We start from the raw sequence: 19,204 nt of genomic DNA, 5'->3' as shown, positions 1-19,204 counted from the left end.
CGATATGCGAGAATTATATGACTTCGCGCCGGGCACACCCGCAAGGGCCCACGATGCCGGCGCACGATATTCCAATCCCTCCCGCTATCCGATCCTCTCGCAGTCCGATGACAAGCTCCAGTTCCGCCGCCTCCGTACCCGCTCCCGCCTCCGCCACGCCCGCCAAGTCGGTCAAGAGCGAAAACAATCTGGTCTGGCTCGATATGGAGATGACCGGGCTGTCGCCCGAGAACGACCGCATCATCGAGGTCGCGGTGGTCGTCACCGATTCCGAACTGCATATCCTCGCCGAGGGCCCGGTGCTGGTGATCCACCAGGAAGACGCCGTCCTGGATGCTATGGACAACTGGAACAAGGGTACTCACGGCCGCTCCGGCCTGATCGACAAGGTCAAGGCATCGACGCTGACCGAGGCCCAGGCCGAAACCGAGCTGCTCGCCTTCCTCAAGCGCTGGGTGCCGGCCGGCAAGTCGCCGATGTGCGGCAATTCGATCTGCCAGGACCGCCGTTTCATGGCGCGCTACATGCCCAAGCTGGAAGCCTTTTTCCACTATCGCAACCTCGACGTGTCGACGCTGAAGGAACTGTGCAAGCGCTGGGAGCCGGCGATCCACAAGGGCTTCGTCAAGCGCCAGCTGCATACGGCGCTGGCCGACATCCTCGAATCGATCGAGGAATTGCGCTACTACCGCACGCATTTCATTCGCAGCAGCCAGGCTGAGCAGCAGGGCGCGGCAAGCCCGACCGGCGAGGCGTGAGCACCCGATTCCCTGACACATCGTCCCCGCGCAGGCGCGGACCCAGCGGCTTCGCCCGCCCACGCAAGGCACCGGGTTCCCGCTTGCGGGGGAACGGCAACCGATCCGCCACGTCCTTCTCGCACCATGCTTGAGCGCATCGTCTCGATCATCACGCCGGTCATCCTGATCATCCTGGTCGGCTGGCTGTACGGGCGCAAGGCCCATCCCGACATGGCGGGCATCAATCGCGCCACGCTGGACGTCATCGCGCCGCTGCTGGTGGTGTCGGCCTTCGTCAGCAAGGACTTCGTGCTGGCCGACCAGCTCGCGCTGCTGGCCTGCGCGGTCGGCGTGGTGCTCGGGTCCGGCCTGCTGGCGTTAGGCGCGGCGCGGCTGATGGGGGCGGACCCGCGTACTTTCGTGCCGCCGATGATGTTCAACAACTCGGGGAATATGGGGCTGCCGCTGTCGGTGTTTGCCTTCGGGCCGGCCGGGCTCGCCCCCGCGGTGGCGCTGTTCGCGGCGTCCAACCTGATGCACTTCACGCTGGGCCTGAAGATCGTCAACCGCCATGCCTCGCTGGCGCAGATCTCGCGCAATCCGATGGTGCTGGCGACGATCGCCGGCGTGGGCCTGTCGCTGGCGCGGCCGTGGTTCGCGCTGCCCGATCCGGTCTATCAGTCGATCAAGCTGCTGGGCGACGCCACGGTGCCGCTGATGCTGTTCGCGCTCGGCGTGCGGATGAAGGACGTCAATCTGCGCAACTGGGGCATGGGGCTGGCCGGCGCGGTGATCTGCCCGCTGACCGGCATCGTCTGCGCGCTGGCGCTGGCGGCGGTGGTGCCGCTGACCGAATTGCAGCGTGGCCTGCTGTTCGTGTTTGCCGCGCTGCCGCCGGCCGTGCTGAACTTCCTGGTGGCCGATCATTTCCGGCAGGAGCCGGACCAGGTCGCGTCGATCGTGCTGCTGGGCAATATTGCCGCGGTGGTGTTTGTGCCGGTCGGGCTCTACCTGGGTTTGCGGTAGGGCAATTCGTCCGGGGGCTGCCCTCTCCCTCAACCCCTCTCCCGCAAGCGGGGAGGGGAGCGAGTGCCACGCGAACGCGGCCGGTGCTTTCGGCGTTCCCCTCTCCCGCTTGCGGGAGAGGGGCAGGGGAGAGGGCAACCTCGGCGCCGCTCAGCCCTTCTGCCGGATCGCGTGCTTGGGCCGCCAGGCCTTGACCACGGCCTCGTCGGTCTCGATGTAGGGTCCGCCGATCAGATCGATGCAGTAGGGCACCGCAGCGAAGATGCCTTGCACCAGCGACTTGCCGTCGTCGCCGCGCAGCCCTTCGAGCGTCTCGCGGATCGCGCGCGGCTGGCCCGGCAGATTGATGATCAGCGCCGCATGGCTCGGCGTCTCGCGAATCACGGCCACCTGGCGCGACAGGATCGCCGTCGGCACGAAGTGCAGGCTGACCTGGCGCATCTGTTCGCCAAAGCCAGGCATCTCCTTGGTGGCGACCGCCAGCGTGGCTTCGGGCGTCACGTCGCGGCGCGCGGGGCCGGTGCCGCCCGTGGTCAGCACCAGATCGCAGCCGGCCACGTCGACCAGTTCGATCAGCGTGCGCGAGATCTGCGCCTGCTCGTCGGGGATCAGCCGTTCCACGCCCTGCCACGGCGAGGTCAGCGTGCGGCCGAACCAGTCGCGCAGCGCGGGAATGCCTTCGTCCTGATAGGTGCCGGCCGAGGCGCGGTCCGAGATCGACACGAAGCCGACGATCAGCTCGTCGGGATGGCGACGGGCGACAGGCTGCACAACAGGCTGGCTGGTGGTGTGGGGAAGGTCGCTCATGCGGGCTCCTGATCCTCTCCGGTTGACGGCGCGGCGGGCGCCGCGTCGGGCTGCTGGCGCGCCTCGAGCGCGCTCTTGATGGCCTGGAACAGCTCGCGGAAGTGGCGCGGCGGCTTGTTCAGCTGCTGCTCCTTGCGCGCGTTGCGGATCAGGCTGCGCAGGGCTTGCACGTCGACTGCGGGATGCTCGGCGAGGAAACGCGTCAGCGCCTCGTCGTCCTTGAGCAGCAGCTCGCGCCAGCGCTCGATCAGATGCAGCCGGGCGGTCTCGGCCTTGCTGGTGCCCTTGAAGCCGTCCAGCGCGCGCCGGATCGCGTCGATCTCGTCCTCGTTCAGGCCGCGCATCACCTTGCCGACATACTGCATCTGGCGCCGCTTGCCTTCGTGGCTGGTGATGCGCCGGGCCTCGCGGATGGCGTCCTCGAGCACCTCGGGCATCGGCACGCGCGCCAGCCGGTCCTTCGGCAGCGCTTCGAGCTCGGTGCCAAGGTCCTGCAGCGCATGCATGTCGCGCTTGCGCTGGGATTTGCTCTTGGGCGAGTCGTCGTCGGGCTCGGGGGCAAAGGCGCCGGGAAAGCCGGCGCCGGGGGAGTGGCGGGGATGTCGCGTCATGGGCGGCATTTTATCTTGCTATGATTCCCGTTTGGGTTTCAGTTTGCCTCCCCGGCTTCCGGCTCGATGCCGGCATCGCCTCTGCTGCGCGGGACTACGCCAGCCTACTACGCCAGACTTACTACGCCAGACTCACGCATGTCCGATCTCATGACCGACCAGAACGTCCACTTCACCTACACCCAGGCGCAACTGAGCGAGATGGCAGCCGATGTGCTGCGCGTCGCCCGCGAACTGGGCGCCACCGATGCCGCCACCGAGATCTCCGAGGGCAGCGGCCTGTCGGTCTCGGTGCGCAAGGGCGAGGTCGAGACGATCGAGCAGAACCGCGACAAGGTGGTCGGCGTGACCGTGATGATCGGCAAGCGGCGCGGCAATGCCAGCACCTCGGACTTTTCGCCGGCTGCGCTGCGCGCCACCGCCGAGGCCGCCTACAACATCGCGCGCTTCACCGCCGAGGACGACTGCGCGGGTCTGGCCGAAGAGGAATTGCTCGAACGCGATCCGCTCGATCTGGACCTGTACCACCCCTGGGCCATCGACGCCGAGCAGGCCATCGAGATCGCGCGCCGTGCCGAGGCAGCGGCCTTCGCGGTGTCGCCGCGCATCCGCAACAGCGATGGCGCCAGCGTGTCGGCGCAGCATTCGCAGTTCGTGCTGGCGACCTCGCGCGGCTTCGTCGGCGGTTACCCGTACTCGCGCCATTTCATCTCGTGCGCGCCAATCGCCGGCAGCGGCGGCGGCATGCAGCGCGACGACTGGTATTCGTCCAAGCGCGCGCCGGAAGCGCTGGCCGAGCCCGAAGCGATCGGCCGCTACGCCGCCGAACGGGCGCTGGCGCGGCTGCATGCGCGCAAGCTGTCGACGCGCCGCTGCCCGGTGCTGTTCGAAGCCCCGCTGGCGGCGGGTCTGCTGGGCGCCTTCGTGCAGGCCGTGTCCGGCGGCGCGCTGTATCGCAAGTCGACCTTCCTGTACGACACGCTGGGCAAGGCGGTGTTCGCCCCGCATATCGACATCCACGAGCGTCCCCACGTGCCGGGCGCGATGGGCAGCGCGCCGTTCGACGAGGAGGGCGTCAAGACCCGTGCGCGCGACGTGGTGCGCGACGGCGTGGTGCAGGGCTATTTCCTGTCGACCTATTCGGCCCGCAAGCTCGGCATGCAGACCACCGGCAATGCCGGCGGCTCGCACAACCTGGCGCTGACCAGCAAGTTGACGCAGCCTGGCGACGATTTCCCGGCGATGCTGCGCAAGCTGGGCACCGGCCTGCTGGTGACCGAACTGATGGGGCAGGGCGTCAACTACGTGACCGGCGATTATTCTCGCGGCGCGTCGGGCTACTGGGTCGAGAACGGCGTGATCCAGTATCCGGTCGAGGAAATCACGATCGCCGGCAATATGGCGGAGATGTTCCGCCAGATCGTTGCGATCGGCGCCGACACGCTGGTGCGCGGCACCAAGGAGACCGGCTCGATCCTGATCGAGCAGATGACGATTGCGGGGAATTGAGACGCGGGAAACTAAGGGTGCCTGCCATCGGCTTCCCTCTCCCCAACCCTCTCCCGCAAGCGGGAGAGGGAGTGCCGCCCGTGCAGTGCGCACGGCGACAGCCCTGGCAGATTCCTGTTGCGGACTACTCCGGCGCGCGTTCGTACGTCACGAACGCATAGTCGAAGCCATTCGCCTCGGAATGGTGCCGTTCGCGCTCGGTGGCAATCCAGCGCTGCGGGTCGATGTCGGGGAAGTGCGCATCGCCGTCGAAGTCGGCGTCGATCTCGGTGACGATCAGCCGGTCGGCACTGGGTAGCGCCTCCGCATAGAGCTGCGCACCGCCGATCAGGAACACCTGTTCGACGCCGACACACAGGCGCAGCGCATCCTCGAGCGAGGGCGCGATTTCCGCGCCTTCGAGCCGCAGTTCGGGATTGCGGCTGACCACGATATTGCGGCGGCCCGGCAGCGGCCGGCCGATCGACTCCCAGGTCTTGCGGCCCATGATCACCGGCGCGCCCATCGTGGTGCGCTTGAAGTGCGCGAGGTCCTCGGGCAGCCGCCAGGGCAGCGTATTGTCGCGGCCGATCACGCCGTTGCGCGCGCGCGCGACGATCAGCGTCAGCAGCGTCATACCGCCACCGGAGCCTTGATGGCCGGGTGCGATTCGTAGCCGACCAGCGCGAAGTCCTCGTAGCGATAGTCGAAGATCGAATCGGGCTTGCGCAGGATCTCCAGCTTCGGCAGCGCCATCGGCTCGCGCGCGAGCTGCGTGCGGACCTGTTCCTCGTGATTGCTGTAGATGTGGCAGTCGCCGCCGGTCCAGACGAAATCGCCGACTTCGAGGCCGGTCTGCTGCGCGATCATGTGCGTCAGCAGCGCATAGCTGGCGATATTGAACGGCACGCCGAGGAAGATGTCGGCGCTGCGCTGGTACAGCTGGCACGAGAGCCGGCCGTCGGCCACGTAGAACTGGAAGAAGGCGTGGCAGGGCGGCAGCTTCATGCGCGGGATGTCGCCGACGTTCCAGGCCGACACGATCAGACGGCGCGAATCCGGATTGCTGCGGATCTGCTCGATCAGCTGGGCAATCTGGTCGATATGCTCGCCGTTCGGCGCCGGCCACGAACGCCATTGATAGCCGTAGATCGGGCCGAGCTCGCCGTTCTCGTCGGCCCATTCGTCCCAGATCGTGACGCCGTTTTCCTGCAGCCAGCGGACATTGGTCGAGCCCTGCAGAAACCACAGCAGCTCGTAAATGATCGACTTCAGATGCAGCTTCTTGGTGGTGACCACCGGGAAGCCTTCGCGCAGGTCGAAGCGCATCTGATAGCCGAACACCGAGCGCGTGCCGGTGCCGGTGCGGTCCGCCTTGACGGTGCCATGCTCGTACACATGGCGCATGAAGTCGAGATACTGTTTCATCGGCGTCGGAAAGGGAAAAGGGCCGCAGCCGAGGGGCTGGCGGCGCAGGTCGCCATTCTAGCCGATGCGCTCCCGGGCCGGCGCCGGCATGAAAAAGGGGCGGCCCCGACGGAGCCGCCCCTTGATCTACCTTGTCATCCCCGCGAAGGCGGGGACGAGCGGATGCTGCTTAGTGGCTTTCGGCCGCCGGCGAACGGCGCTTCTGCACCATATAGCCGGCCCCCAGCACGCCGCCGATGATCACGATGTAGAGCAGCCATGCCAGCGCCTGGTTGGCGGCGAAGAACGGCTTGACCAGCGGTTCGCCCAGGATCATCTTGACCGCGGTGAACGCGAGCACGCCGGCGCCCAGGTAGATGATGACCGGGTAGCGGGCCATCAGCTTGAGCACCAGGCGCGAGCCCCAGACCACGATCGGGATCGAGATCAGCAGGCCCAGCACCACCAGCAGGAAGCTGCCGTGCGCGGCGCCGGCCACGGCCAGCACGTTGTCGACGCCCATCACGGCGTCGGCGATGATGATGGTCTTCATCGCGCCGGCCAGCGTGGTCGCCGGGGCGCCATGCTCGTCCTCGCCGTTGTCGTCGGACAGCAGCTTGTAGGCGATCCACACCAGCGCCAGGCCACCGACCAGCATCAGGCCCGGAATCTTCAGCAGCCAGACCACGCCGATGGTCATGGCCGAGCGCACCACCACGGCACCGATGGTGCCCCAGATAATGGCCTTCTTTTGCAGATGCGGCGGCAGGTTACGCGCCGCCAGCGCGATCACGATGGCATTGTCGCCAGCGAGCACCAGGTCGATGACGACGATCGACAGCAGTGCCGTCAGAAACTGCATCGTGAACAGATCGGTAAGCCACTCCATGAACTCTCCTATTGGAAACGTGAAATACAGGTTCGCCTGGAGTCATGCAGCCGCGGACGGGAGCCTCTGCAAACCATGAATCCAGGTTGCAAAGGTCTTGCTCGACCGAACTGCGATATCGGCGATGCCGCAGGTACGGTCAGCACAACCGGAGGCCGCAATGGGGACGCGGCGCTCGTAATGACGATTGTGCTAAGGGCGGGCTGCCCTGGAGCTACTCCCCTTTGAAGGGGCTTGGCCGTGGTCGGCCTTGCTTGGGCACGGATTATAAACGAGGTCGATGGCGATTGTCGCCTTTGCGGCAAATGGCGTTTACCCTCGCGCACGGCCATGGCACGGGGCTCCCCGGCGCCACGAACGGTGCCCGTAGGCGGCAAGGCGACAGGCAACCCGCGCCGATAGCGTCTATCCTTACCGGATCGGCAGTGGCCGATGCGCCGCCGGACAGCGATGGCGGCGTGTCCCCTGCCGGCACCGGGCGCCAGCCGCGCCGGTGCGACCGGGGGTTCGGGGTTGTGCAGTACGCAGACTTGCATCCAGCCACATCAACCGACCAGAAGGAAGAACCCTATGCCGGCTGACCCGTTCGGTATGCCATCGCGCCTTGTCCGGCAGGACGCCGGATTGCGCTCCTCGCCTTCATCGTCCACCACGTCCTCCGCTTCCTCCGCTTCCTCCGCTTCCTCGGCTTCACCTCCCAACGCAGCATCGCCCCCCGCCTCGGCCGCGGCCTCTTCGCTGGCCAGGGCGCAAGCCCGCATCGGCAACGCGCTCGCCTTCGTGCAGCAGTACCGCCACGACGACGAGGCCGAACGGGCCGATCTGATCGAGGGCCTGCTGGCGCCGCACGCCAGCGTCCAGCCCAAGCACTTCTACGACGTGCTGGGCTCGCGCCTGTTCGAGGCGATCACCGCCTTGCCCGAGTACTACCCGACCCGTACCGAGGCCGAAGTCTTCGCCGCGCATGCCGCCGCGATCGGCGCGCGCTGCGGCAGCGGCGGGGTGCTGATCGACCTCGGCGCCGGCAATTGCCAGAAGGCGGCCAGGCTGTTCGGCGTGCTGCGTCCCGCCCAATACGTCGCGCTCGATATCTCGGTCGACTTTCTGCGCGACACGCTGGCCGGCCTGCAACAGCAGCATCCGCAGATTCCGATGATGGGACTGGGCGCGGACCTGTGCGCGCCGCTCGCGCTGCCGGCGCCGATCCGGCAGGGCCGGCGGCTGTTCTTCTATCCGGGTTCGAGCATCGGCAATTTCGCGCCCGATGCTGCGCTGGCGCTGCTGCAGCGGCTGCGTGCGGCGGCGCGGCCAGGCGATGGCGTGCTGATCGGCGTCGATCTGCTCAAGGACGAGGCGCAGCTGGTTTCGGCCTACGACGATGCGCTGGGCGTGACCGCGGCGTTCAACCGCAACGTGCTGCGCAATATCAATCGCGCCATCGATGCGAATTTCGTGCTGGCCGACTGGCGCCATGTCGCCAGCTTCGATCGCCAGGGATCCCGTATCCAGATGCATCTGGAAGCGGTGCGCGATGTCGAGGTTCACTGGACCGGCGGCGGCCGCGCCTTCCATGCCGGCGAGCGCATCCATACCGAGGACTCGCACAAGTACCGCGTCGAAGGGTTTGCCGCGCTGCTCGAGGACGCGGGCTTTGTCGATCCGGTCTGCTGGACCGATGCGCGGCAATGGTTCGCGGTGTTCCACGCGCGGGTGCCGGCCTGAGCGGAAGCGGGGCGCAGGGCGGGCGGAAGGGCGGTAGAAGGGAGGGGAAAACCGCGGTGTCATAATGTCCGCTGACATGCCGCCGCACTGCGTGCGGTTTTTCCAGCGGCTTTTGACGAGGCGGGCAACCGATGAGCGGCTTCACCATGCTTCCCGATCTGTATTTCACCGGCGGCCGGCACGACTGGAGCGACGCGCGGCGCCTGCCGCGCGAGGGGCTGGCGCAGGCGCTGGTCGACAGCCGCAACCTCACGCTGGCCTGGCTTTCCGCCTTCGGCGCGGCCCGGCGCGGCTGGATCGTGCCGCGCCAGTACGACGCCGATCCGCCGCTGTGGACGCTCGGCCATCTTGCGTGGCACGCCGAATGGTGGTGCCTGCGCGAGGTGCAATGGCTGGACCGCGGCGGCGTATTGCTGCCGGTGCCGGCCGCCCCCGCGATGCTCGACGGCGCCGACGAGTGGTTCGATCCGGAGCGGATCGGTCCCGATGCGCGCTGGGAAATTGCCTTGCCCGACGTCGCCACGCTGAAGCACTACGCGGCCTCGGTGCTCGACGCGGTGCTGCGCCGGATCGCGCTGCTGCCCGACGATGGCGACGACACGCTGTACCCGTTCCGCCGGGCCCTGCAGCACGAGGACGCGCAGATCGAGCGCATCGCGGCGCTGCTGCAGGCGCTGGCGATGGCCCCCGACGATCCGACCTTGACCCGCTCGCCGGTGAGCGTGCCCGACGCCGGCACGCTGCAGTTTCCCGGCGGCCGTTTCACGCAGGGCTGGAGCGAGGCCGACGGCTTCGCGATGCCCGACGAACTGCCCGCGCAGCCCACCTATGTACCGGCCTTCGAGATCGACGCCGCGCCGGTCACCAACGCGCAGTATCTCGAATTCGTCGACGACGGCGGCTACGAGCGGCCCAACTGGTGGTCGCCTGCCGGCCGCCAGTGGCTGATGACGCAGGAGCGCTCCGCACCGCGCTACTGGGAGCGTCATGCGCAGACGCGCGCCTGGATGGCGCTGCGCTTCGACACGCTGCGCACGCTCAATCCCGACGAGGCGGTGCGGCACGTGACCCTGTACGAAGCGCAGGCCTGGTGCGCATGGGCCGGCCGTCGCCTGCCGGCGGAAGTCGAGTGGGAAATGGCCGCGGTGCAGAATCGCGGCGGCTTTCGCTGGGGCATGGTGCGCGAATGGACCGCGACTCCGTACGAGCCCTATGCGGGCTTCGGCGACGGGCCGTCGCGCCCCGGTCCCGGCGACAGCGCGATGCAGGCGCGGTTTGGCCTGTGCCAGGCCGTGCGCGGCGCCTGCTTTGTCGGCCCGTCACGGCTGCGCCATGCGCGCGCACGGCTGGCGCTGGCACCCGAGGAAGACGCGGCCTTCGTTGGCTTTCGTACCTGCGCGATCTGAGCGCACAACGGCCCGGCGACGGACTGACGACGCCCATCGTCGCGCCATGAAAAAGCCCCGCCGAAGCGGGGCTTTTTCGTTGCCGGACTGCCATCCCGCGCTTGCACGGGGAATGGCATCGTCATCAGTGAATCACCATCCGCGTGAACGGGTCCACATAAGCCTGCAGCGTGACGAACAGGCCCACCAGAATCGCCAGCACGACCGAGTGGAAGAACACGTAGCGCAGGATGTCGCCCTCGTGGCCGTACCACTTGGTCGCGGTCGAGGCCACCACGATCGACTGCGCGTCGATCATCTTGCCCATCACGCCGCCCGAGCTGTTGGCCGAAGCCATCAGCACCGGCGACAGGCCCAGCTGCTCGGCGGTGGTCTTCTGCAGTCCGCCGAACAGCACGTTCGAAGCGGTGTCGGAGCCGGTCAGCGCCACGCCCAGCCAGCCCAGCATGGTGCCGAACAGCGGGTAGAACACGCCGGTGTGGGCAAAGGCCAGGCCCAGCGTGGCGTCGAGTCCCGAATAGCGGGTCAGGTAGCCGACGCCGAACATTGCGCAGATGGTCAGCAGCGAGTAGCGCACCAGCTTGATGGTGTTCCAGTACTCGCGCAGCAGGCGCGGCACCGAATAGCCCATCAGCAGCCCGCCGACCACGGCGGCGACCAGGATGCCGGTGCCCGCCATCGACAGCACGTTGAAGTTGAACACCGCGGCCTCGGCGACCTGCTGCGGCACCACCGGCGGCACCTTCAGCACGGCCTTGTCCAGGCCCGGAATCGCGTACTTCCACGACCAGATCGCGTCAAACGCCTTCTTGATTTGCGGCACGCCCCAGATGAAGACGAACACGGTCAGGATCACCCACGGCATCCATGCCTTGGCGGTCGAGATGCCGGCGGCAGCAGCATTGGCGCGCGCCTCGGCGGCGACCGCCTCGGGATCGTCGACCTTCGATTCGTCGTGGCGGCCCAGGATCTTGGTGGTGGTCCAGATCTTCTTCGGCTTCCACACCTTCAGGAACAGCGCCAGCGAGCCCATCGACACCAGCGCGGCGATCACGTCCACCAGCCAGGGGCCGTGGTAGTTCGACACCAGGAACTGCGGAATCGCGAAGCTGACGCCGGCCACCAGGATGGCGGGCCAGACTTCCAGCATGCCGCGGAAGCCGGCAAAGGCCCAGATCAGCCAGAACGGCACCAGCACCGAGAACAGCGGCAGCTGGCGGCCGATCATCGCCGACAGGTCGAGCAGGTCAAGGCCGGTCACCGCCGACAGCGCGATGATCGGCGAGCCCAGCGCGCCGTAGGCCACCGGCGCGGTATTGGCGATCAGCGCGAGGCCCGAGGCGGCCAGCGGCGAGAAGCCCAGGCCGATCAGGATCGCACCGGTCACCGCCACCGGCGTGCCGAAGCCGGCTGCACCCTCGAAGAAGGCGCCGAAGCTGAACGCGACCAGCAGCAGCTGCAGGCGCCTGTCTTCCGTGATGCCGGCGATCGAGCCCTGCAGCACCTTGAACGAGCCGTTCAGCGTGGTCAGCCGGTGCAGGAAGATGATGTTCAGCACGATCCAGCCGATCGGGAACAGGCCGGAAGCGATGCCCAGGCCGGCGGCCTTGCCGGCCATGGCGGCCGGCATGCCGAAGATCGCCGAGGCGACCACGACGCCGACCACCAGCGCCAGACCGGCGGCCAGATGGGCTTGCAGATGAAAGAACGCCAGCGCACCCAACAGCACCGCGACCGGCACGCCCGCGGCGAGCGTGGACAGGGCCATGCTGCCGAGCGGGTCGTAGACTTGACTCCACACGATTGAATCCTCCTCAGTGATGGGCCGGCGAGCCATCCTTCTGCGGGCGATCCTCGCCGGTTTGCCTGCGCACGCCAGGGACGCGCAGGGGTGACCCAAGCTTCGCGCACGAGCAAGCGAACGATTGTAAGGACGGCTATACGTCACCCGCGATACATCGCGTCACGATGGGCGTGAACCGGATTCAGGAATCAGGGTTAGCCCGGGGCTCGCGCGTCCGGTGTGCAGCGTACTCCAATTGTTGCGGAACGGAAATGTCTGCTTGCCGGCACGGCGGCGTGAGGGAAGCCCCGAGGAGGGCCGAAGCGGGGGGCGCAAGGCGCGCTTGCGGCAGAGCGGCGCCCTGCCGAGGGAGCCCACGGTCGAGCCGGACCCGCAGGCGCAGGGCCTAAGCCAGGGGCAGCACCAGGATGCCCGACGCCGCCGGCCTCGCGCGCATCTTCGCCAGCCACCGCTCCAGTTCGGGACGCGGCTGGCGTTCGATCGGCATCCCCATCCAGCGATGGGCGGCGCAGGCCAGCGAGATGTCGGCCATGCTGAAGCGGTCGTCGCAGATGAACTCGCGCCCGGTCAGCGCCTTGTCGAGCAGCGCGGCCAGCGGCTCGGCGCGCGCGATCGAGCGGGCGATCGCGTCTGCGTCGCGGCGCTCCGCCGGCGTGCGCACGGTCTGCACGAAGGCGTCGACCATGGCCGGCGTGAACGCGGTGTTCTGCCAGTCCATCCAGCGGTCGGCGGACGCGCGGGTGCGCACGTCCTCGGGCCACAGCGTGCCTTCGCCGTACTGCGCGCACAGATAGCGCACGATCGCATTCGACTCCCACAGCACGAACGGCTCGCCGCCGATATCGGTGCCGCGGAAGTCCTCGATCACCGGAATCATCCGGTTCGGATTCAGGCGGACGTAGGCCTCGGTGTCGAGGTCGCCGCGCGTGACGCCGATATCGATCCGCTCATGATCGAGATGCAGTTCGCGCGCGCACCAGACGACCTTCTGGACGTTGATCGAAGAGAGCCGGCCCCAAATGCGCAACATGTTGGCCTTCCATTTTTCTGACGGTTGTCCTGGTTCAAGGCAAGCGGCCCGCCGAGTCCGGCGGGCCTCCGCCGGACTCAGGCCGCCTTGGCCTGCCCGGCCTGCGCCGCGATGGCCTCGGCGAACAGCTTGCCGAGGATCGCCACCCCGTGCTCGATGCGCTCGGGCGGCACCGTGACGAAGGCCAGTCGCAGCGTATTGTGCCGCGGATTGGTGGCGTAGAACGGGGCGCCGGGCACATAGGCGACATTGCGTTTGACCGCCTCCTGCAGGATCGCCATGCTGTCCAGCCCTTCGGGCAGCGACATCCAGATGAACATGCCGCCCTCGGGCTGGTTCCACTTGACGCCGGCCGGCATATGGCGCGCCAGCGCATCCAGCATGTAGCGGCACTGGTTGCCGTAGAGCTCGCGGATGGTCGGGATATGCGTATCGAGCAGGCCGTCACGGATCGTCTCGTAGGCGACGCGCTGCGTGAAGCTCGGCGTATGCAGGTCCGAGGCCTGCTTGGCTTGGCACAGCTTGAAATGCAGGTCGGGCGGGGCGATCACGTAGCCCAGCCGCAGGCCAGGCGCGAGCACCTTGGAGAACGAGCCCATGTAGATGACCCCGTCCGGATTCATCGACAGCAGCGTGGGCAGCTGGTTGCCGGTGTAGCTGAGCTCGCCGTAGGGATCGTCTTCGATCAGCAGCACGTTCAGTTCGCGCGCGCGCTGCACCAGCGCCTGGCGGCGCTCCAGCGGCATGCGGCGGCCGGTCGGGTTCTGGAAGTTCGGCAGCGCGTACAGGAAGCGCGCGCCGGCGGTCAGCTCGGCGGTCAGCGCCTCGGGCTGCAGGCCCTGGTCGTCGCTCGGCAGCGAGACGAACTCGGGCTCGAACAGCGAGAAGGCCTGCAGCGCGCCGAGGTAGCTCGGCGTCTCGACCAGCACCGGGCTGCCCGGATCGATCAGCACCTTGGCCAGCAGGTCCAGCGCCTGCTGCGAGCCGGTGGTGATCAGCACGCGCTCGACATCGACGCCATGGCGGCGCCCGATGAATTCGCGCAGCGGCAGATAGCCCTCGGTAGCGGTGTACTGCAGCGCCGCGTGCGGATTGTCGGCGAATACACGGGCCACCGCCTGTTCCATCGCGGCAACCGGGAAGGTAGCTGGCGACGGCAAGCCGCCGGCGAACGAAATGACTTCCGGACGCTCGGTGACCTTGAGGATTTCGCGGATGGCCGAGCTGGTCAGTTGTTGCGCCCGGCGGGAGATGGCCCAATGCATGTTGGTCTCTTGGTGTGGTTCTCGCGCGGCGGCGCCGCGCGATGTCGGTCAAATCGATGCGGCGATGCGCGCAGGGCGCACGCCTGAAAAGTTGGGACGGTCTTATTGGACCTCGGCGATCATCTCGATCTCGACGCAGGCGCCCAGCGGAATCTGCGCGACGCCGAACGCGCTGCGGGCATGCTTGCCCTTGTCGCCGAACACTTCGGCCAGCAGCTCGGAGCAGCCGTTGGTGACCAGGTGCTGCTCGGTGAAGTCCGGCGTCGAATTGACCAGGCTCATCACCTTGACGATGCGCGTGACGCGGTTCAGGTCGCCGACATGCGCGTGCAGCGTTGCCAGCAGGTCGATCGCGATCGCGCGCGCCGCTGCCTTGCCGTCTTCGGTGCCCAGCTGGTCGCCGAGCTTGCCGACCCACGGCTTGCCGTCCTTGCGGGCGATATGGCCCGACAGGAAGACCGTGTTGCCGGTCTGCGCGGCCATCACGTAGGCGGCGGCGGGGGTGCCGGCGGTCGGCAGTTCGATGCCCAGGCGGGCGAGGGTGTCGTAGACGGACATGCAGACTCCTGTTGTTCGAGAGTTCGTGGGGGTTCAGCGGGATCGTGCCGGCGGCGGGCCGGCGGACGCAGTGGACGCGGCGGGTGCGGCAGACCCGGGCGCGGCACGCACCGCGGTCCGGCGCCCCAGCGCCACCACCGCGATCACCGCGACGGCGAAACCGATGGTCGGCGCGTCGAGCGGCTCGGCCAGCAGCCAGGCGCCGCCGGCCAGCGTCATGAACGGCTGCAGCAATTGTATCTGGCCGACGCGGGCCACGCCCCCTTTCGCCAGTCCGGCGTACCAGAAGACGAAGCCGATGAACATCGAAAAGAGCGAAACGTAGGCCATGCCCAGCCATGCGCGCGTCGACGCGGCGGCAATCTGCGGCAGCGTCTGCAAGGCCATCCAGGCGACCGTCGGCAGCACCACCGGCAGCGACACCACCAGCGCCCAGCTGATGGTCTCGAGCCCGCCGAGTTCGCGCGACAGCTTGCCGCCCTCGGCATAGCCAAGCGCGCCCAGCACCATCGCGGCGAACAGCAGCCAGTCGGCGTGCTGCAGCGCGCCGGCGCCTTGCCACAGCGCGAAGCTCACTACCAGCGCGCTGCCCGCCACCGCCGCGGCCCAGAACGCCATCGACGGCCGTTCGCGGCCGAACCAGGCGGCGAACACCGCGGTGGCCAGCGGCAGCAGCCCGATCACGATGGCTCCGTGGCTGGCCGGCACTTCGCGCATCGCCAGCGACGAGAACAGCGGGAAGCCGATCACCACGCCCAGCGCCGTCACGGCCAGCCGGAACCATTGTCCGCCGCGCGGACGGCGCGCCGCGGACAGCGCGCCGCGCTGCCACAGCAGCGCCAGCGCGAGCAGCGTCGCCACCAGCGCGCGGGCCAGCGCGACGAACGTGGCGTCGAGCTCGGCCACTGCCATCCGCGTGAACGGCAGGGTCTGGCTGAAGATCGCCACGCCGATAAAGCCGAGCAGCATGCCGCCGCTCGGGGCGTCGGCGGGCATGGCAGCAGTCGGCGGATAGGGCGCGGCGGTGTCGCGTTGCGTCATGGCGGGTTCCTGGTGGTGTGCTTCGGCAAGGTGTGCGGACGTGTGATCGGCGCTTTCAAAAGCAGCTTCAGGAGACGGCCGGCCGCCCGGCGAAGGCGATCCACAGCGCGGTGGCGGCCAGTGCCAGCCCCATCGCGCGATTGAACCAGCGGATGCGCTGGCCGACCTGCAGCCACTGGCGCAGCGACGCGCCCATCGCGCCGTAGGCGCCGTTGCTGAGGAAGCCGAACACGCCGAACACCGCGCACACCAGCAGGCCGCGCTGCAGCGGCGACGCCGCGCCGGACATGTAGGACGCGGCGATCGCCAGCGCCAGCATCCAGGCCTTGATGTTGGCGTACTGCAGCGCCACCGATTGCCAGACCGACAGCGGCGCCAGCACCTGCCGGTCGCTGAGCGTGGCGCTGCGGCCGATCTTCGCGGCCAGCCACAGCAGGTATGCGACGCCCGCCAGATGGACGATCGTGGCCAGCACCGGGCTCGCCACGATCAGCGTGCCCACGCCGGCCGCGCACAGCGCGAGGATGCTGGCGAAGCCGAGCGCCACGCCGATGCAATGCGGCAGCGTCGCGCGCAGACCGAAGTTGGCGCCCGTGACCGCGGCGATGGTGGTGTTCGGTCCGGGCGTGAACAGGCCGACCGTCATCAGCGACAGCAGCGCGGCGAACTGCGCAACGCTCAGGCCGGCCAGCCAGACGGGCATGGCGGGATCCATCGGCATCGGACTCATGCGGCGGCGCGCGCCGGGACGGCCTCCGTCCCCATGGCGGCTTCGGCGAAGTTGACCACCACGCGGCGGTTGGTGCGGCTCTTCTTCTCGATCTTGCTGACCACCACCGGCCCGATCTCGGCGACCGCGGCAACATGGGTGCCGCCGCACGGCTGACGGTCGATTCCCGGGATCTCGATGATGCGGATCTGGCCGGCGCCCACCGGCGGCGCCGCGCCGATGGTGCGCACCAGGTCCGGCTCGGCCGCCAGTTGCTCCGCGGTGATGCGGTCGATGCGCACCGGCGTGTTGGCGGCGATCAACGCATTGAGCCGTTCGCTCAGATCGGCCTTGTCCAGCGTCGATTCGGGCAGGTCGAAGTCGATGCGGGCGGTGTCGGGATTGATGTTGCAGCCGGTTACCGGCACCGGGATCAGCGAGCCCAGCAGATGCAGGCAGGTATGCAGCCGCATCAGGCGGTGGCGGCGCGTCCAGTCGATCGCGACCGTGACGCGGTCGCCGGGCGCCAGCGCAGGCAACGCTTGATCGGGCGCGGGCACATGCAGGATCACGCTGCGGTCGGCGCCGTAGAGGGCTTCGCCCAGCGCGATCGTATTGCCGTCGGCCAGCGTCAAGGTCCCGGTATCGCCGGCCTGACCGCCGCTGCGTGCGTAGCAGACCGTTTCGTCGAGCACGATGCCTTCGGGCAGCACCGCGAGCACGGTGGCGCCGCAGCGGTCGAGATAGGCGTCCTCGTCGAAACGCTTGCGCGTCGGCGGCAACAGGGTGTCGGACATCGGGGGTCTCCTGGTTCTGCGGGGGATCGGTATGGGCGCCGGTATGGGCGCCGGTATGGGCGCCGGTATGGGTACCGTTGCGGGCCTGTATCGCAGCGGCGACCGGTGCCGGCCCGGCCAGGCCGCCGGACGGTTCGCACCGACGGCAGGTGACGCCCGGCGCCCTTTCATCGTCCGTCGATGTTAGACAAGGTTGTCGGTACAGTACCGATACAGTTATTCTGCTGATCCTCAGTACAGTTTTGGGGGCCGTCCATGGAAACAGGAAACCAAGCCGGGTCGCCGCACGGCGAGACGGAACAGACGCCGCCAGCCGGGCAGGGGATTGGCGACAGGACGGCCGACGCGGCTGGCAGGCCGGCCCGCGCCGCCAGCCGCCGTCCGCTGCGGCTGGTGTTGCCGTCCGCCCCCCCGGCAGCCGGCGAACTGTCGGCCGCCGACAGCCTGCCCGACCCGGTGCCTTCGGCCCAGATGACGCTGGTCGGGCAACTGACCGAATGGGCGCGGATGCGGATCGAGGAGCGGGTATTCCGCCCCGGCATGCGCATGCCGTCGATCCGCCAGCTGGCGCAGGACAAGGGCATCTCGCGCTTTACCGTGGTCGAGGCCTACGACCGGCTGGTGGCGCTGGGCTACCTCGAATCGCGGCGCGGCTCGGGCTTCTTCGTCAGGGATCGTGGACCTGCCTTCGGGGCCGGTATCGGGCCGGGTATGGCGGGCTCGCCGAGCGAGGCGGCCTCGCCGACGCCGCAAGTCTCGCGCAATATCGACGTGCCGTGGCTGCTGCGCAACATGTTCCACCGCGCCGAGCCCCGCAAGGCGCCGGGCCTGGGCTTCCTGCCCAACGACTGGCTCGACGGCGAACTGATCGGCAGCGCGCTGCGCGGCCTGGCGCGCCAGCCGGGCAGCCATTTCCTTGCCAGCGGCACGCCCGAGGGTTTCCTGCCGCTGCGCCAGCAGCTGCGCACGCGCCTGGCCGAACTGGAGATCGGCGCCGCGCCCGAGCAGATCGTGCTGACCTCGGGCATCACGCAGGCGCTGGACCTGATCGCGCGGCTCTATGTCCGTCCCGGCGATCCGGTGCTGGTCGGCGACCCCGCCTGGTTCGTGATGTTCGCGCGCTTCGCCGCGCAGGGCGCGCAGGTGATCGGCGTGCCGTACACCGCCGAGGGCCCCGACCTCGAAGCGCTGGAGCGGATCGTGCAGGCGCACCGGCCCAAGCTGCTGGTGCTGAATTCGGTGCTGCACAACCCCACCGGCACCTCGCTGTCTGCCGCCAAGGCCTTCCAGCTGCTGCGGCTGGCCGAGCAGTACGACTTCCTGGTGGTCGAGGACGACATCTACTGCGACCTGTGCCCGCCCGGCCATCCGGCCACGCGGCTGGCGAGCCTGGACCAGTTGCGGCGCGTGATCTACCTCGGCAGCTTCTCCAAGACGCTGGCCGCGAACCTGCGGGTCGGCTTCGTCGCGGCCCGGCCCGAACTGGCGCAAAGCCTGACCGATGCCAAGCTGCTGGCAGGGCTCGCCACGCCCGAGATCAACGAGCGCGTGCTGTACAAGGTGCTGACCGAGGGCCACTACCGCAAGCACGTCGAGCGCGTGCGCAACCGGCTCGAGCGGGCCCGCGACGAGACCCGGCACGCGCTGGAGAAGCTCGGCCTGACGCTGTTCCCGGGCCAGCACGCCGGCATGTACCTGTGGGCCGATACCGGCCGCGATACCAATGCGATCGCCACGGCCGGGCACGAGGAAGGCTATCTGTTCGCGCCCGGCAGCCTGTTCTCGCCGTCGCAGCTGCCGTCCGGCTGGATGCGCTTCAACGTAGCGTGCGGCCACGATCCGCAGATGCTGGACTTCCTGGCACGCCAGCTCGACCGGCTGTAGGCGCCCGGGCCCGCACTTGA

Annotated in this window: 18 protein-coding genes; 6 read left to right on the top strand and 12 right to left on the bottom strand. The window is 68.4% G+C overall.

Annotated elements, in window-relative coordinates:
• The first annotated feature begins 107 nt into the window (after positions 1-107).
• Positions 108-758, top strand: a complete 651-nt coding sequence (gene orn / locus HTY53_RS15850; protein ID WP_174107562.1) for an oligoribonuclease — start codon at positions 108-110, stop codon at positions 756-758.
• Positions 759-884: 126 nt separating this feature from the next.
• Entirely contained in the window at positions 885-1,766 is an 882-nt protein-coding gene (locus tag HTY53_RS15845) for an AEC family transporter (protein ID WP_174107561.1), read from the top strand.
• A gap of 150 nt (positions 1,767-1,916) precedes the next feature.
• Here HTY53_RS15845 and mog read toward each other — a convergent pair whose 3' ends face one another.
• On the bottom strand, positions 1,917-2,573 hold the full coding sequence (gene mog, locus HTY53_RS15840) for a molybdopterin adenylyltransferase (RefSeq protein WP_174107560.1): 657 nt from the start codon (positions 2,571-2,573) through the stop codon (positions 1,917-1,919).
• Complete coding sequence (gene yjgA, locus HTY53_RS15835; RefSeq protein ID WP_371557375.1) at positions 2,570-3,184, bottom strand: ribosome biogenesis factor YjgA; 615 nt, start codon at positions 3,182-3,184, stop codon at positions 2,570-2,572. The genes mog and yjgA overlap by 4 nt, the downstream gene beginning before the upstream one ends.
• A gap of 138 nt (positions 3,185-3,322) precedes the next feature.
• On the opposite strand from yjgA, the gene pmbA reads away from it, so the two are divergent.
• Positions 3,323-4,693: a metalloprotease PmbA gene (gene pmbA / locus HTY53_RS15830; protein WP_174107558.1), complete on the top strand. Its 1,371-nt coding sequence runs from the start codon at positions 3,323-3,325 to the stop codon at positions 4,691-4,693.
• Between the two features lie 124 nt (positions 4,694-4,817).
• Here pmbA and HTY53_RS15825 read toward each other — a convergent pair whose 3' ends face one another.
• The 3 genes from HTY53_RS15825 to HTY53_RS15815 form a co-directional block, all read right to left on the bottom strand.
• Positions 4,818-5,309, bottom strand: coding sequence for a dihydrofolate reductase (locus HTY53_RS15825; protein WP_174107557.1), 492 nt, complete (start codon positions 5,307-5,309; stop codon positions 4,818-4,820).
• Entirely contained in the window at positions 5,306-6,100 is a 795-nt protein-coding gene (locus tag HTY53_RS15820; protein WP_174107556.1) for a thymidylate synthase, read from the bottom strand. Before HTY53_RS15820 ends, HTY53_RS15825 begins: the two co-directional genes overlap by 4 nt.
• Positions 6,101-6,269: 169 nt before the next feature.
• Positions 6,270-6,968, bottom strand: coding sequence for a TerC family protein (locus tag HTY53_RS15815; RefSeq protein ID WP_174107555.1), 699 nt, complete (start codon positions 6,966-6,968; stop codon positions 6,270-6,272).
• A 591-nt stretch (positions 6,969-7,559) separates the two neighbouring features.
• Between HTY53_RS15815 and egtD the strand changes: the two genes are divergently transcribed.
• Complete coding sequence (gene egtD / locus HTY53_RS15810) at positions 7,560-8,690, top strand: L-histidine N(alpha)-methyltransferase (protein ID WP_254599976.1); 1,131 nt, start codon at positions 7,560-7,562, stop codon at positions 8,688-8,690.
• A gap of 131 nt (positions 8,691-8,821) precedes the next feature.
• Positions 8,822-10,096 (top strand): SUMF1/EgtB/PvdO family nonheme iron enzyme, encoded by a 1,275-nt coding sequence (locus HTY53_RS15805; protein ID WP_174107554.1) that lies wholly within the window; start codon positions 8,822-8,824, stop codon positions 10,094-10,096.
• A 124-nt stretch (positions 10,097-10,220) separates the two neighbouring features.
• Here the strand turns inward: HTY53_RS15805 and HTY53_RS15800 are convergent, their stop codons facing one another.
• The 7 genes from HTY53_RS15800 to HTY53_RS15770 form a co-directional block, all read right to left on the bottom strand.
• Entirely contained in the window at positions 10,221-11,897 is a 1,677-nt protein-coding gene (locus HTY53_RS15800; RefSeq protein WP_174107553.1) for an L-lactate permease, read from the bottom strand.
• 388 nt (positions 11,898-12,285) lie between these two features.
• On the bottom strand, positions 12,286-12,930 hold the full coding sequence (locus tag HTY53_RS15795; protein ID WP_174107552.1) for a glutathione S-transferase family protein: 645 nt from the start codon (positions 12,928-12,930) through the stop codon (positions 12,286-12,288).
• 77 nt (positions 12,931-13,007) lie between these two features.
• Positions 13,008-14,195 carry a PLP-dependent aminotransferase family protein gene (locus HTY53_RS15790; protein ID WP_174107551.1) on the bottom strand — a complete coding sequence of 396 codons (1,188 nt, stop codon included), beginning with the start codon at positions 14,193-14,195 and terminating at the stop codon, positions 13,008-13,010.
• 102 nt (positions 14,196-14,297) lie between these two features.
• Positions 14,298-14,753, bottom strand: coding sequence for a RidA family protein (locus HTY53_RS15785; protein WP_174107550.1), 456 nt, complete (start codon positions 14,751-14,753; stop codon positions 14,298-14,300).
• A 33-nt stretch (positions 14,754-14,786) separates the two neighbouring features.
• Complete coding sequence (locus HTY53_RS15780; protein WP_174107613.1) at positions 14,787-15,722, bottom strand: DMT family transporter; 936 nt, start codon at positions 15,720-15,722, stop codon at positions 14,787-14,789.
• A gap of 139 nt (positions 15,723-15,861) precedes the next feature.
• Positions 15,862-16,497 (bottom strand): LysE family translocator, encoded by a 636-nt coding sequence (locus HTY53_RS15775; RefSeq protein ID WP_174107549.1) that lies wholly within the window; start codon positions 16,495-16,497, stop codon positions 15,862-15,864.
• A 23-nt stretch (positions 16,498-16,520) separates the two neighbouring features.
• Positions 16,521-17,300 carry an alanyl-tRNA editing protein gene (locus HTY53_RS15770; RefSeq protein ID WP_254599975.1) on the bottom strand — a complete coding sequence of 260 codons (780 nt, stop codon included), beginning with the start codon at positions 17,298-17,300 and terminating at the stop codon, positions 16,521-16,523.
• A gap of 255 nt (positions 17,301-17,555) precedes the next feature.
• Between HTY53_RS15770 and HTY53_RS15765 the strand changes: the two genes are divergently transcribed.
• On the top strand, positions 17,556-19,184 hold the full coding sequence (locus tag HTY53_RS15765) for a PLP-dependent aminotransferase family protein (protein WP_174107548.1): 1,629 nt from the start codon (positions 17,556-17,558) through the stop codon (positions 19,182-19,184).
• The last annotated feature ends 20 nt before the right edge of the window (positions 19,185-19,204 follow it).

Origin of the sequence: Cupriavidus gilardii, from assembly GCF_013314895.1 — a bacterium.
GTDB classification, from domain to species: Bacteria; Pseudomonadota; Gammaproteobacteria; order Burkholderiales; family Burkholderiaceae; genus Cupriavidus; species Cupriavidus gilardii_C.
Note: the sequence above shows the minus strand (reverse complement) of the source record. Positions and strands in the feature narration are given on the sequence as shown.

Coding starts and splice junctions, on each gene's coding strand:
- pmbA (WP_174107558.1), top strand. CDS start 3,323: ATGTCCGATCTCATGACCGACCAGAACGTCCACTTCACCTACACCCAG.
- HTY53_RS15825 (WP_174107557.1), bottom strand. CDS start 5,309: ATGACGCTGCTGACGCTGATCGTCGCGCGCGCGCGCAACGGCGTGATC.
- yjgA (WP_371557375.1), bottom strand. CDS start 3,184: ATGACGCGACATCCCCGCCACTCCCCCGGCGCCGGCTTTCCCGGCGCC.
- HTY53_RS15795 (WP_174107552.1), bottom strand. CDS start 12,930: ATGTTGCGCATTTGGGGCCGGCTCTCTTCGATCAACGTCCAGAAGGTC.
- HTY53_RS15790 (WP_174107551.1), bottom strand. CDS start 14,195: ATGCATTGGGCCATCTCCCGCCGGGCGCAACAACTGACCAGCTCGGCC.
- HTY53_RS15820 (WP_174107556.1), bottom strand. CDS start 6,100: ATGAAACAGTATCTCGACTTCATGCGCCATGTGTACGAGCATGGCACC.
- HTY53_RS15815 (WP_174107555.1), bottom strand. CDS start 6,968: ATGGAGTGGCTTACCGATCTGTTCACGATGCAGTTTCTGACGGCACTG.
- HTY53_RS15785 (WP_174107550.1), bottom strand. CDS start 14,753: ATGTCCGTCTACGACACCCTCGCCCGCCTGGGCATCGAACTGCCGACC.
- mog (WP_174107560.1), bottom strand. CDS start 2,573: ATGAGCGACCTTCCCCACACCACCAGCCAGCCTGTTGTGCAGCCTGTC.
- HTY53_RS15765 (WP_174107548.1), top strand. CDS start 17,556: ATGGAAACAGGAAACCAAGCCGGGTCGCCGCACGGCGAGACGGAACAG.
- HTY53_RS15845 (WP_174107561.1), top strand. CDS start 885: ATGCTTGAGCGCATCGTCTCGATCATCACGCCGGTCATCCTGATCATC.
- HTY53_RS15770 (WP_254599975.1), bottom strand. CDS start 17,300: ATGTCCGACACCCTGTTGCCGCCGACGCGCAAGCGTTTCGACGAGGAC.
- HTY53_RS15780 (WP_174107613.1), bottom strand. CDS start 15,722: ATGCTGCTCGGCTTTATCGGCGTGGCGATCTTCAGCCAGACCCTGCCG.
- HTY53_RS15805 (WP_174107554.1), top strand. CDS start 8,822: ATGAGCGGCTTCACCATGCTTCCCGATCTGTATTTCACCGGCGGCCGG.
- egtD (WP_254599976.1), top strand. CDS start 7,560: ATGCCATCGCGCCTTGTCCGGCAGGACGCCGGATTGCGCTCCTCGCCT.
- orn (WP_174107562.1), top strand. CDS start 108: ATGACAAGCTCCAGTTCCGCCGCCTCCGTACCCGCTCCCGCCTCCGCC.
- HTY53_RS15775 (WP_174107549.1), bottom strand. CDS start 16,497: ATGCCCGTCTGGCTGGCCGGCCTGAGCGTTGCGCAGTTCGCCGCGCTG.